This window comes from Candidatus Rhodoblastus alkanivorans (assembly GCF_022760755.1).
GTDB classification, from domain to species: Bacteria; Pseudomonadota; Alphaproteobacteria; order Rhizobiales; family Beijerinckiaceae; genus Rhodoblastus; species Rhodoblastus alkanivorans.
In genome coordinates this window covers 1,933,633-1,946,622 of sequence record NZ_JAIVFP010000001.1, presented here as the reverse complement: position 1 = coordinate 1,946,622, position 12,990 = coordinate 1,933,633, and the positions used below count along the sequence as shown (strand labels likewise).

Below are 12,990 nucleotides of genomic sequence, written 5' to 3'. Positions count from 1 at the left end.
CCGCTTCGAGCCGGAAGCAGACCGTTGAGGGACGGCCGCTTACCGCCCATCTCGGACATGCGCCGAAGTCTTGATTTTCCAGTGCGCCGATCAACCCCGGCGTTCCGCGCTCGTCCGCGACGGCGCGCCCCCTCAGTGCCCGGTCGGATAGTTCGGGCTTTCTCGTGTGATCGTCACGTCGTGGACGTGGCTTTCGCGCAAGCCCGCGTTGGTGATGCGGACGAAGCGGGCGCGGGTCTGGAATTGGGGGATCGTGGAGGCGCCGACATAGCCCATGGCGGCACGCAAGCCCCCGGCGAGCTGGTGCAGGATCGGCCCGACCGGGCCGCGATAAGGCACTTGTCCTTCAACGCCTTCCGGCACCAGTTTCATCTGATCCTTGATGTCCTGCTGGAAGTAGCGGTCGGCCGAGCCGCGCGCCATGGCGCCGACCGAGCCCATGCCGCGATAGGCCTTGAACGAGCGGCCCTGATAGAGGAACGTCTCGCCCGGCGCCTCCTCGGTCCCGGCCAGCAGCGAGCCGATCATCACCGAATCGGCGCCCGCCGCGATCGCCTTGGCGAGATCGCCGGAATATTTGATGCCGCCGTCGGCGATCACCGGCACGCCGGCCTTTCTCGCCTCGGAGGCCGCTTCGAGCACCGCGGTAAGCTGCGGCACGCCAACGCCCGCCACCACCCGGGTGGTGCAGATCGAGCCCGGGCCGATGCCGACCTTGATGGCGTCGGCGCCGGCGTCGATCAGGGCCTTGGCGCCCTCGGCGGTGGCGATATTGCCGGCGATGACCGCGACCGCATTGGAGATGCGCTTGATTCGGGCGACCTGGTCGAGCACCGATTGCGAATGGCCATGGGCGGTGTCCACGACAACGCAGTCCACGCCAGCGTCGATCAGCATTTCGGCGCGCTCGAAACCCTTGTCGCCGACAGTGGAGGCGGCGGCGACCCGCAGGCGGCCGGCGTCGTCCTTGCAGGCCGAGGGGTGCAAAGTGGCCTTTTCGATGTCCTTGACCGTCACCAGCCCGACGCAGCGGTAATCGGCGTCAACCACCAGCAGTTTTTCGATGCGGTGCTGGTGCAGGAGGCGGCGGGCCTCGTCCTTGGTCACCCCTTCTCCCACCGTGACGAGTTGTTTCGTCATCAGTTCCGAGACCGGCTGGTCCGGATTGTCGGCGAAGCGCACGTCGCGGTTGGTGAGAATGCCGACCAGCTTGCCCGGCTTGTTGTCGACGCCGCGCACGACCACGGGAATGCCGGAGATCGCATTGCGGCTCATCAGGCCGAGGGCGTCGGACAGGGTCTCGTCGGGGAAAATGGTGATCGGATTGACCACCATGCCGCTCTCGTAACGCTTGACGCGGCGGACTTCCTCCGCCTGGTCGGCAGGCTCGAAATTGCGATGGATGACGCCGATGCCGCCGGCCTGAGCCATGGCGATGGCGAGGCGGGCCTCTGTCACCGTGTCCATGGCAGAAGACATGATCGGCAGGTTCAGTTCGATGTCCCGCGTCAGGCGGGTCTTTATGGAGACGCCGGACGGCATGACCTCGGAATGACCTGGACGCAGCAGCACGTCGTCAAAGGTCAGGGCTTCGGTCAGTTGCGGGAAACCGTTCATTGCCAGCTCCATCGGCGAAAAAGGCGCCGACCAATTCATTGAAGCGGCGGCCATTCGAGTTGGCGCGTGCTCATAGCATTTCTTTTGGCGGTTTCAAACCTTAGCGCGGCGCCAATCAAATATTATCGGGCGCGGGCGCTTAATGGGCGTGGAAAAGGGCCTGGAGCCACGAGAATGTCGAATCGGGAGCCGGACTATGCCGTGGCGGTGGTTGGCGCCGGCGCGGCGGGCGCGGCGCTTGCTCTCGTCCTGGCGCGCCAGGGCGTCAAAACCGCTACCTATCGGCGTGGCGATGCGCGGCAATCTCTTCGTCTATCGCGCGGCGGACGATCCCTGGATCGAGCGAATGAAGGCCTCGCCCGAACAGGAACTCCGCCGGATGATTGACCGGCCTCGGCCGCCTGATCGACGATTTCGCCCTGGACGACGCGCCGGCCTTGCGGTCGGTCAATCGTTATCGGAACGAGAATGTGACTCGGCCCGGCGTGGTTCTGATCGGCGATTCGTTCGCAACCGCCTGCCCCGCCAGCGGCTCCGGCCTCGACAAGGTCTTTTCCGGCGTCGCCCGCCTCGCCGTTTATCTGTCAGAATGGCTGGCGACGCCGGGCATGGGCGCGGAAAAGATCGCGCGCTTTCTATGCCGATCCGCAAAAGCGCGCCACCGACGCCGCCTCTTTGGCGCGCAGCCGCCAATTGCAGGAAATGTCCGTCGCCCCCGGCCTGCGCTGGCGGCTGCGCCGCGGCCTCGGCTTTCTTGCCCGGACCGCGCGCAGAGGCCTGCGCGCGGCGTTGCCGTTCGAGACGCCGCAAGTCCTCGCCGTCGCGCCGCATCGCGAAGCCTGACGAGGCGCGAGCGCCTTACCGCCGTCATTGCTTGGCTTCGCTCGCAATGGCGGCGTAGGATCGGACCAAGCGTTTCGTCCGCTGATGGCGCCGGCTCGAACCCGGCCGCGAGCGCTGTTTACGGTTAAAGCTAACCAATTCTTTAGACTTGCGCCGATTTGCCGCCGACTTCAGGCATGATGGAGCTGTGACCTTCCCGATTACGAACGGTCGAAACCCGTTGGAATGCGTTATGTCTGCCAATCTGCTCAAATGGCGCGCCGACGGCGCCGCCCATTTCGGCCGCCGCCCCTATCGCCGCTCGATGAGCGTGCTCATCTCCTCGCCCAAAATGTCGGCCGCCCATCACAGCGACGTCCCCGGCCAGAGCCTGTGGCAGGCGCGCGAGCGCAAGCGCGCCTGCCCGCATCGCGTGGTCAATGGCGATTGCGTCAACATATCCTTCACGACCGAACATTGGACCGACGAATTGCGCGCCGGCTATGCGGTGGATTACGCCAACGGCGTGCTGAGGCCCTGGTTGGGCGGCCACGATTTGTCGCGCCGCACACCGGCGCAACTCGCGATGACCATCGATTTCCGCGTCGATCCGTCCGCCCCCGGCGGCTTTGTCGACATCGAGCCCTGCCGGGTCGCGCGATGACCGAACCGGCGATCACCGCCCGCACGCTGGCGAGCCCCGCCGCGATCGAAAGCCTCGCGGCCGAATGGCGGGCGCTCGAAAAGGCGACGCCCGAGGCGACCGGCTTCCAGGCGCCGGCGTGGCGGCTGTGCTGCGAATCGGGCAAATCCGCCGCGCGGCTGGTCGCCGTTCGCGAGAACGGCCGGCTGGTCATGCTGCTGCCTTTGCAGATCGACCGCATGCGCGGGACGGCGGTCGCCCGCTGGCTCGGCGAACCGCTCGCCCAATATGGCGACGCGCTCGCTTTGCCCGGACCGCGCCGGCCGGACTGGCTCGCCGCGGCCGAGGCTGAAATCGGCCGCTGGGGCGACATCGATCTGCTCGCCCTGACCCGGCTGCGCGCCGATGGCGTTCTCGCCGCCTGCGGCGCCCCTCTCGTCCTGGCCAGCGCGTCTCGATTCGCCGCGCCCTTCGTCGACCTTGGCCGCGCGCCCCGGCGCCATCGCAGCATCGAGCGGCGAATGAAAAAGCTCGCGTCGCACGGCGAATTGCGCCTCGAAGCCGGCGCCGGCCCGCAGGATCGCCGCAACGCCGCCGAACAGGCGCTGGCCTTCAAGAGCGAATGGCTGCGCCGCCAGCGACGGTCCAGCGCCTCGCTGGCGGACCCCGACGTCGTGGCCTGCGCGCTGGCCCTGGCCGAAAAAGGCGTGCTCTGCGTCCACAGATTATGGGCCGGCGAAAGGCTCGTTTCCGTCGAGTTGGGCCTGCGCCGCGAGGACGCCTATCGCTCGCTGATCGCCGCCTATGATTCCGATCTGGCCGATTGCTCGCCCGGCCACGCCTTGACCTTGCTTCTCATGCCCCTGCTCGCCCGGCAGGGCGTCAAACATTTCGACTTCCTGCCGCCGGCGGACCCCTACAAACTGGCCTTCGCCACAGGCGCGACGACGATGGGCGCGCTCTATCGGCCGTTCAACGCCCGGGGCGCGGTCGCCGCATTCGCCCTCGCCCGCTTGCGGCCGCTCGCCAAGGATGCGGTCCATGCGCTGACCGATCCCGGGCTGCCGATAGGGTCCATGCTCCGCCATCTTGCGCGCGCCGCGGCGCGCTCCGACCGAGCTTGCGGCGAGTCTTCAAATATGGGGCAAAACAGGTTCCCCTCCGGCGCGGGGACGGCTATCTAAATTTTCCGTTTCCGCCGCCGGTTTCAAGCCTTGCGCCCTTTCATCCTCACGTCGCTGATCGTCGCCGTCGCTCTCTTCATGGAGAATCTCGACTCGACGATCATCGCGACGTCCCTCCCGGCCATTGCGCTCGATCTGAAACAGGACCCGATCGCGCTCAAGCTGGCGATGACCTCCTATCTGCTGGCGCAGGCGGTGTTCATTCCCGCTTCCGGCTGGGTCGCGGACCGATACGGCGCCAAGAGGGTTTTTCGCGCGGCGATCGTGGTGTTCACCGTCGGATCGATTCTCTGCGGCCTGTCCAGCAACCTGCCTGAATTCGTCGGAGCCAGGATTTTTCAGGGCTGCGGCGCGGCGATGATGACCCCGGTCGGCCGGCTGACCCTGTTTCGCTCGGTCGAGCGCAGCGAAATCGTGCGCGCCATGGCCTATCTCACCATTCCCGCGCTCGTCGGCCCGATGCTCGGCCCGCCGCTCGGCGGCTTCATCTCCACTTATCTCCACTGGCGCTGGAATTTCTGGATCAACGTGCCCGTCGGCGTCCTGGGGGTGGTCCTGTCGACGCTCTATATCCCCGACATCCGCGACGAAAACGTTTCCGCCTTCGATCGCAAAGGTTTCGCGCTGTCGGGACTGGGCCTGTCCAGCCTGATTTTCGGCCTGACGGTTTTGGGTCGCCACTTCATCCCGCGCAGCGCCAATATTGCCTTGATCGCATTCGGCGCAATCCTGATGGCCCTCTATATCCGCCACGCCATGACCTTCGCCAATCCCATTCTCGATTTGCGTCTGCTTCGGATCAGAACCTATTGGGCGAGCGTCGTTGGGGGCTTTTTCTTCCGGATCGGCGTCGGCGCCACGCCTTTTCTTCTGCCTTTGCTGCTCCAGCTCGGTTTCGGCATGACGCCTTTTCAATCCGGGCTGACCACTTTCGTCGCCACTGCCGGAGCCCTGGTGATGAAGGCGACGGCCGCGAGCGCCCTGAGTCGATTCGGTTTCCGCTCCACACTGCTGTTCAACGCCGTGATCAGCTCTGCCTTTCTCGCCCTGAACGGCTGGTTTCGGCCCGACACGCCGCAGGCGATCCTGTTGATCGCCCTTTTCATCGGGGGCTTTTTCCGCTCCCTGCAATTCACCGCCTTGAATTCGCTCGCCTTCGCGGATGTCGAACCCTCGCAGATGAGCAAGGCGACGAGCCTGTCGTCGGTCGCCCAGCAATTGGCGCTGGCTTCGGGCGTCGCGATCGCCGCCGCCGTCGTCGAAATGGCGCGGCGTTTTTTTCCCGGCGACGAGATCGGCTATCAGGTCTTCCCGCCCGCCTTTTTCGTCGTCGCCGCCATTTCGGCCGCCTCCGCCCTCATTTTCCTTCGTTTGCCGGTCGACGCCGGCGCGGCGCTCGCGGGGCGGGCCGCCGCCCGGGAGAGCGCGGAATAGAGTCGGCGTCATGCGCCGCGATCCCGAAGGTCGTTGTAAGCAAGAACGCGGCCGCTCTGGAGCGCGCAAAAATCTACGCCGTTCGGCAGGCCACGATTTCGGGGCGGCGATGGTAGAAACGCCTTAGTCAACTCTGTGGGAGTCCGCCGGGAGACCGCCAATTGCTGCAGGCATTTTTTTAAATAGATCACAAACAGTTAAAGCTAATACCTCGGATGATCATGCCGAATGAGCGACTCATCCGCGCCCCCACCGCCGTTTCTCAAGAACTCGGTCGGACTCTTTTCAAATTATGGCTAATAAATGGCAAATTTTACGCTCGCCACTTCGTCCTTAATGGAATATCAAATTTTCGTCATTGATTGTCATTACGCCGCGTCTCCGCCGAATCCCCGGCGAATACGGCCTGAAGTGAGGCACTTTTGCAACACGCCACGGCAATCAAGCCGACGAAGTTTTATTCGGCTAGCCTTGCCGGTTAAGTCGAATTATGGTCTTGCCACGATAGCGGCTTGCGGTCGTTTTGGCTTTTAGCAAGGAAGGAAATATCAAATGCGTACTCTTCTGCTCTCCACGGTCGCCTTTGCGGCTCTGGCGGGTTCGGCCTTCGCGGCCGACCTCCCCTCGCGCAAGGAAGCTCCCGTCTATGTCGCGCCCGTCCCGGCGTTCTCCTGGACCGGCTTCTACCTCGGCGCGGACATCGGCGGCGCGTTCGGCTCGACCAGCCTGCACTCCGACTGGACCGGCTGGAACTCGCACTCCCTCGACACCTCGGGCGTCATGGGCGGCGGCTATGTCGGCTATAACTATCAGTTCAACCAGAACTTCGTCCTCGGCATCGAAGGCGACTTCCAGGGCACCGGGGCCAACCAGAGCTACTCGTTCGTGACCCCGCCTCTGCCCGACGCTCCGCTCGGCGCGGCTCTGACCACCAAGACCGGCATCGACTGGCTGGCCTCGATCAACGGCCGCGTCGGCATCTCCTATGACCGCGCTCTGTTCTACGCCATCGGCGGCGCGGCCTGGGCTCAGGGCACCGCGTCCCTCACCGGCACCACCAACGGCATCTGGTACGGCACCGTCTCCAGGACCGCCGACCTGTCCGGCTACGATGTCGGCGGCGGCGTCGAATACGCCTTCACCCCGAACTGGGTTGGTCGCGTCGAATATCGCTACTACGACTTCGGCAACTACAACCTGAGCCCGTGGGTTGCTGCCTACACCCCGCTCCGCGAACAGACCTCGGTCAACACCATCCGCGTCGGCCTGGCCTATCTGTTCAGCGCCCCGGCTCCGGTCGTCGCCAAGTACTGAGAAAAGTACTGAGATCCGCAAGGATCAAGGAACTTCCCGATCAGGCCCGGTCTTACGACCGGGCCTTTTCTTTGTTCATTCGGTTTCCGCAAGATTGCTTCGCAATCCGCCGAAACGCATGGCGCGAAAGCCTGTCGCAAGGACATAGAGCTCGGCTGAATCCGCCCTGCTCGCGCCGGGCTTGACATGGCGCACGAGGGCATAGTCGCGTTTCAGCCGCGTCACCAATTCGCCTGTTTCGCCGCCCTGGAACAATTTGCAGAGGAAAAAGCCGCCCGGTTTGAGGACTTCGCCGGCGAATTCGACGGCAAGCTCGGCCAGGTGGATGATTCGCAAATGATCCGTCCGCTTGTGGCCGGTGGTGTTGGCGGCCATGTCGGAAAGCACGCCGTCCGCCTCCCCGCCGAGCATTGCCTTCAGCCGCTCTGGCGCTTCCGGCGCAAGGAAATCCTGCACTGCGAAATCGACGCCGGCGATCGGCTCGATGTCGAGCAAATCAATACCGACGACCTTACCGCGCCCTTCCGCCGACTTGACCTTCCTCGCCGCCGCCTGCGCCCATCCGCCGGGCGCCGCGCCGAGATCGACGATCTTCTGCCCCGGCTGCAGCAGATGGAACTTCTCATCGATCTCCAACAGCTTGAAGGCGGCGCGCGAACGCCAGCCCTCGCGCTTGGCGCGCGCGACATAGGGATCGTTCAACTGCCGCTGGAGCCAAAGGGTCGAAGAGAGCGTCCGCTTCCGCGCGGTTTTCACCCGCGTCTTCAATTCACGCCCGCCTGGTCCGCCCGGCCCTTTCGTCGTCTTCGCCATCCGCCGCCCTTTCGCCCGAGAAGACCCTCCCGTAGCTTCAAAAGCGCGGAATGAACAGGGCCCGTCTCAATCGACGGATCGGTCGGCCCGCATCAGTTCGAGCAGCATCCCCTCACGCAAGCCGCGGTCGGCGATTCGAATCCGCTCCGAGGGGAAGCAGCGCCGAATCCCCTCCAGAATCGCGCAGCCGGCGAGGACAAGGTCAGCGCGTTCCGGCCCGATGCAGGAGTTCTGCGAGCGCTCGGCATAAGACATGCGCCGCAGCCGATTCATCACGGCGTCGATTTCAGCGCGTGACATCCAAAGCCCGTCAACCCTCCGGCGGTCGTAGCGCGGAAGATTGAGGTGCACACCCGCCAAGGTCGTCACCGTCCCCGACGTCCCGAGCAGATGAAAGCGCTGGCAGCGCTCCTCGCACGACGCGCTGGCGAGAAAACTCTGCAATTCCGCCTCGACCAGATCGGTCATGGCCGAGAACTGCGCATAAGAAACTTCGGCGCCGCCGAAACGTTCGGCGAGCGTCACGACGCCGAGTTGAAGCGAAGTCCAATGGCGGATCCGGTCGCCCCCCGGGACGCCGGCGCCCGCCGCAAGCCAGACAATCTCGGACGAGCCGCCGCCGATATCGAACAGCACCACGCTTTTCGCCGCCGAATCGGCAAGCGACGCGCAACCCTCGGCGGCAAGCCGCGCCTCGGTTTCGCGGCTGATGATTTCGAGCTCCAGGCCGACGCGCTCGCGAACCCGTTCGATGAATTCGAATCCATTCGCGGCGGAGCGGCAGGCCTCGGTTGCAATCAGGCGCGAACGCGTCACCCCGCGCGCGGCCATTTTCTCGCGGCACACCAGAAGCGCGTCGATGGTGCGTTGGATCGCGGCTTCGGAGAGCCGGCCGGTTTGAGTCAAACCTTCGCCCAGCCGAACGATCCGGGAAAAAGAATCGACAATGCGAAAATGTTCGCCGGAAGCGCTTTCGGACTCACGAACTGGCCGCGCGACCAGGAGACGGCAATTATTCGTGCCAAGATCGAGTGCGGCATAGGTCGCTGACCGCCGCGCCAGCCGCCGGTCGCCGTTGGTGGAGAATCCCTGCAGGCGCACGGCCTGCTCGATGGAATTCCCGCTCCCTATCGCGTCGATCGACGACACAATTCCTCCCGCGCCTGGCGCCAGCGTCTTCTACCCATTGTCCGTCCAGCATAAAGCCCCGCGAAGAGGCCAGACAAGGCTTTTATGTGGAAAACCATCACAATGGCGCCACTTAGATCCTTGGTCGAAGGCCAAACAGGGGTTGCGTTTGATCCCTCACTTCGCTATTCCAATCCCACTTCGGCCACCGGCCCGGTGGGAGATAGTTCAACGGTAGAACAGCGGACTCTGACTCCGTTAATCTTGGTTCGAATCCAGGTCTCCCAGCCAAAAATTCCTGACCAGCTGAATCAAAACTGGAAAGTTCGCCGCCGCCGGGCCTGAAGTCCGGCGCGGGGCATGAGCTTTCGTCAAACGTCTACGGCGTTGCGTAGCGACATTGGCAACGCGTCGCGCCGGCGACGGAACGACCAAGCGTTAAACGCGGCTTAATCATGTTTCGTTTCCGGCGTTTCTGCGAAATCACCCGTTAATATCCGCAATTTAGCGATTGACATTACGCTTGGTCAATCATGCCCCGAACGGCACGCGCGACCGTTCGGGGGCTGATCGCTTGATTGGAATTCACGGATGAAAGCCGTTGCCAGACCATTTTCGGCGCAAACGCCAGCCCCTTTGCCGGCGCGTCGGTCGAAGTTTTTGCTGGCGGCGGCCTTGTGGATCGTCCAGGCCCAGGCGGCGGGCGCGGCCGACTGGTACACCGGCGACAAGACCACGGAGCCTGATTACGCGCCGACCGTCTTGCTGGACGCCTCCGGCTCGGCGACCACCACGCAGAGCGTTTTCGGCGCCGCCGCCGTCACCGGGGCGATCGACGGCGATTTCCGGCAGAACGGCTTCCGATTCCGGGTCGAGGGCGTCGCCGGAACCTATAATTACTTCACCACCCTGCCCGCCGTCGCGCCGGCGACCGTCGGCGTCCGGAAGAAAATCTACGCCGACCAGGAAGACGGCGGTGTGCTCGGCGGTTATGGCTGGGTCATGCGCAACTGGTCCTTCGCGCTGTTCGGCGGCATGGAGCTGAGCAATACGACCCTGTCCTATCCCGATCCTAATAATCCGACCGCCGGCTTCTCGATTGGCGCGAAGATCGCCGGTGAATTCTACGGCAATCCGACCCCCAATACGATGCTGAGCGGTTACGGATCCTTCAGCACGAACAATTCGGAATATTATTCCCGCATCAAGGCCGGTTACCGGATCTGGGGCAATGTCTTCATCGGTCCCGAGTTTCTTGCCCTGGGCAATCGCTTCTATTCGGAATATCGCGCCGGCGTCCATTTGACCGGCCTCACCATCGGCCGGCTCGCCTTTGGCCTCTCGGGCGGCGCCACCAGCAGCCGGGTCACCGGCTCCGGCGGCTATGCCCTCCTCGACGCCCAATTGGCCTTCTGACCTGAAGCCGCAGCGGAAAAAACGGACCGCAGTCTTTCGCGAACTCGCCACGACTCCGTCGCGAATGGCTTCCCTCGCCGATCCCATGAATTGAACGCCGCGCGGCCCGGCAGCGCCCCGTCTTGCCCACGAAAGCGCCGAATTCAGTGACGGCGCCGCAAGGTTTCCCCGACGCCATGGCGCTGATTTTAAATGAGAAACCTGCCGTTAATCATAAGAAAAAGAAGACTTTTTTCTATAATGACCACTTAACGCTGACGTTAAACATCTTCCTTTACGGTATCCAGTAACCAAGGAAGCGGGCATGGCGTTGGCGTTGCGTTTGAGTTTCTGGTTGGTGGCGGGACTGTTCGCCTTGCTGCTCCTGACCCAGCCGGTCAGCGTCGCCGCTCAGGGCATCCTCGGCGGCGCCGTTATCGTGCTCATGCTCGGCGTGTGGATTTTCCTGCGCGGCGCGCTGGCGCGCCAGCTGTTCTTCGCCCTCGCCACCTTTGTCGTCATCCGCTACATCTATTGGCGCGGCGCCGAGACCTTGCCGCCGATATCCGACGTCACCGGCTTCATCTGCGGCGTCATTTTGTTCGGCGCCGAGCTTTATTGCGTCGTCATCCTGACGATCAGCCTGATCATCAATATCGAACCGTTGCGGCGCCCGAAGCTCGAGCGCGACGCCGACCTGCCCACGGTCGATATCTTCATCCCGACCTATAATGAGGATGAATATATCCTCGCCACGACGGTCGCCGCGGCGAAATCGATGGATTATCCGGCCGACAAGCTCAACGTCTATCTGCTCGACGACGGCGGGACCGACCAGAAATGCGGCGACCGCAATCCCGAAAAGGCGAAGGCCGCGCGCGAACGCCGGGCGTCGCTTCAGTCGCTTTGCGCCGAGCTTGGCGCCCATTACCGCACCCGCGCCAAGAACGAGCACGCCAAGGCCGGCAATATGAACGCCCAATTGCCGCACACCGATGGCGAAATCATCGTCGTCTTCGACGCCGATCACGCGCCTTTTCGCGCCTTCCTGCGCGAAACGGTCGGTCATTTCCGCCGCGACCCGCGACTCTTCCTGGTGCAGACGCCGCACGTCTTTCTCAATCCCGATCCGATCGAGAAGAACCTGCGCACTTTCAACGCGATGCCGTCCGAAAACGAAATGTTCTATTCGATGACCCAGCGCGGTCTCGACAAATGGGACGGCTCATTCTTCTGCGGCTCGGCCGCGCTGCTGCGCCGCGCCGCTCTGCTTGAAACCGGCGGCTTTTCCGGCGTGACCATCACCGAGGACTGCGAAACCGCCTTCGAACTCCATTCGCGCGGCTGGCACAGCGTTTTCGTCGACAAGCCCCTCATCGCCGGTCTGCAGCCGGAGACCTTCTCGTCCTTCATCGGCCAGCGCTCGCGCTGGTGCCAGGGCATGTTTCAGATCATGCTCTTGAAAAATCCGACTTTCAAGAAGGGCCTGAAGCCGATCCAGAGGCTCGCCTATCTGTCCAGCATGACATTCTGGTTCTTCCCCGTGCCGCGGCTCATCTTCATGTTCGCGCCGCTCTGCTATATCTTCTTCGATATCAAGCTATTTGTCGCCAACGTCAACGAAGCCCTTTCCTATACGCTAGTGTACATGATCGTTAATATGATGCTCCAGAATTATATTTACGGCAGGCTGCGCTGGCCCTGGGTATCGGAACTCTACGAATACGTTCAGGGAATCTTTCTCGCCAAAGCCATCGTCTCGGTGGTCGCCTCGCCGCGCAAGCCGACCTTCAATGTCACCGCCAAGGGCCTGTCGCTCGACGAGGACCATTTGTCGGAACTGTCCTGGCCGTTCTTCGCCGCCTGGGGTCTCCTGCTCGTCGCCCAATTCGTCGCGCTTTGGCGCTATGCTTTCGATCCCGGCGCCAATGGCCTGATGCTGGTCGTCAGCCTGTGGAACGGCTTCAATCTGATGATCGCCGGAGCGGCGCTCGGCGCGGTGTCCGAGCGCAAACAGCCCGACCGCCATCCTCGCCTTGGCGTCGACCGCGAAGGGGCGGCGGTGATCGAGGGCGTGCGCTATCCGGTGCGGATCAAGAATGTGTCGGCCGGCGGCTGCGCCTTCGTCTTTACCGACGCGGCGCCGGAAAGCCTGGCGATACGCTCGGTCAGGGGCCGGCTCTATGTCAGGCCGATGCCGGCGGCGCGGCATCCGCGCCAGAGCCTCCCCTTCCATATCCTGCGCGAGACCACATCGCCCGACGAAGCCCTGGTCGGCGCCCAGTTCGACGATATGCGCCCGCGCGATTATTTCGCTCTGGCCGAATTGATGTATGGCGATTCCGATGCGCTCCCCCGCTTCCTGAGGTCGCGCCGCAGCCACAAGAACCTGCTCGCCGGTTCGGGCCAGTTCATCTGGTGGGGCCTTTCCGAGCCGGTCCGGGCGATCCGCTACGCCGTCAGGGATTGGCTCCCCGAGATCGCGCGCAAGGCGGTTCCCGAGCCTGAACCCGAACCGCGGACCGCGACCGAAATCGCCGATGTTTCGGTCGCCGGCCTGCGCAACCTGCTCGATCTCGCAGCGGCCCAGATGCGCGACGCCACGGCGCAAGCGGTCCAAACGGCGAAGAAGGCTTGACC

Annotated in this window: 11 protein-coding genes and 1 tRNA gene; 9 read left to right on the top strand and 3 right to left on the bottom strand. The window is 63.7% G+C overall.

Annotation, left to right across the window (positions count from 1 at the left end):
• Positions 1–132: 132 nt before the first annotated feature.
• A complete protein-coding gene (gene guaB, locus K2U94_RS09010) occupies positions 133–1,617 on the bottom strand; it encodes an IMP dehydrogenase (RefSeq protein ID WP_243066888.1) in 1,485 nt (494 codons plus the stop codon).
• A 174-nt stretch (positions 1,618–1,791) separates the two neighbouring features.
• On the opposite strand from guaB, the gene K2U94_RS20530 reads away from it, so the two are divergent.
• The 6 genes from K2U94_RS20530 (at position 1,792) to K2U94_RS08985 (ending at position 7,014) form a co-directional block, all read left to right on the top strand.
• Positions 1,792–2,004, top strand: coding sequence for an FAD-dependent monooxygenase (locus K2U94_RS20530; protein ID WP_243080187.1), 213 nt, complete (start codon positions 1,792–1,794; stop codon positions 2,002–2,004).
• 288 nt (positions 2,005–2,292) lie between these two features.
• A complete protein-coding gene (locus K2U94_RS09005; protein ID WP_243066887.1) occupies positions 2,293–2,460 on the top strand; it encodes a hypothetical protein in 168 nt (55 codons plus the stop codon).
• A gap of 232 nt (positions 2,461–2,692) precedes the next feature.
• The gene (locus tag K2U94_RS09000; RefSeq protein ID WP_243066886.1) at positions 2,693–3,103 is read left to right on the top strand and encodes a hypothetical protein; all 411 of its coding nucleotides are present in this window, start codon (positions 2,693–2,695) and stop codon (positions 3,101–3,103) included.
• Entirely contained in the window at positions 3,100–4,266 is a 1,167-nt protein-coding gene (locus tag K2U94_RS08995; protein ID WP_243066885.1) for a GNAT family N-acetyltransferase, read from the top strand. The genes K2U94_RS09000 and K2U94_RS08995 overlap by 4 nt, the downstream gene beginning before the upstream one ends.
• Positions 4,267–4,296: 30 nt before the next feature.
• Positions 4,297–5,700 carry a DHA2 family efflux MFS transporter permease subunit gene (locus tag K2U94_RS08990; protein WP_243066884.1) on the top strand — a complete coding sequence of 468 codons (1,404 nt, stop codon included), beginning with the start codon at positions 4,297–4,299 and terminating at the stop codon, positions 5,698–5,700.
• Positions 5,701–6,252: 552 nt separating this feature from the next.
• Positions 6,253–7,014, top strand: coding sequence for an outer membrane protein (locus K2U94_RS08985; RefSeq protein WP_243066883.1), 762 nt, complete (start codon positions 6,253–6,255; stop codon positions 7,012–7,014).
• Between the two features lie 75 nt (positions 7,015–7,089).
• On the opposite strand, the gene K2U94_RS08980 is transcribed toward K2U94_RS08985, so the two are convergent.
• Together K2U94_RS08980 and K2U94_RS08975 are read right to left on the bottom strand one after the other, a co-directional pair.
• Positions 7,090–7,827, bottom strand: a complete 738-nt coding sequence (locus K2U94_RS08980; RefSeq protein ID WP_243066882.1) for an RlmE family RNA methyltransferase — start codon at positions 7,825–7,827, stop codon at positions 7,090–7,092.
• Positions 7,828–7,893: 66 nt separating this feature from the next.
• Entirely contained in the window at positions 7,894–8,928 is a 1,035-nt protein-coding gene (locus K2U94_RS08975) for a Ppx/GppA phosphatase family protein (RefSeq protein WP_243068837.1), read from the bottom strand.
• A 244-nt stretch (positions 8,929–9,172) separates the two neighbouring features.
• On the opposite strand from K2U94_RS08975, the gene K2U94_RS08970 reads away from it, so the two are divergent.
• The 3 genes from K2U94_RS08970 (at position 9,173) to bcsA (ending at position 12,988) form a co-directional block, all read left to right on the top strand.
• A tRNA-Gln gene (locus K2U94_RS08970) sits at positions 9,173–9,246 on the top strand.
• A gap of 300 nt (positions 9,247–9,546) precedes the next feature.
• Complete coding sequence (gene bcsS, locus K2U94_RS08965; protein WP_243066881.1) at positions 9,547–10,371, top strand: cellulose biosynthesis protein BcsS; 825 nt, start codon at positions 9,547–9,549, stop codon at positions 10,369–10,371.
• Positions 10,372–10,675: 304 nt separating this feature from the next.
• Positions 10,676–12,988 carry a UDP-forming cellulose synthase catalytic subunit gene (gene bcsA / locus K2U94_RS08960; protein WP_243066880.1) on the top strand — a complete coding sequence of 771 codons (2,313 nt, stop codon included), beginning with the start codon at positions 10,676–10,678 and terminating at the stop codon, positions 12,986–12,988.
• Positions 12,989–12,990 lie beyond the last annotated feature (2 nt).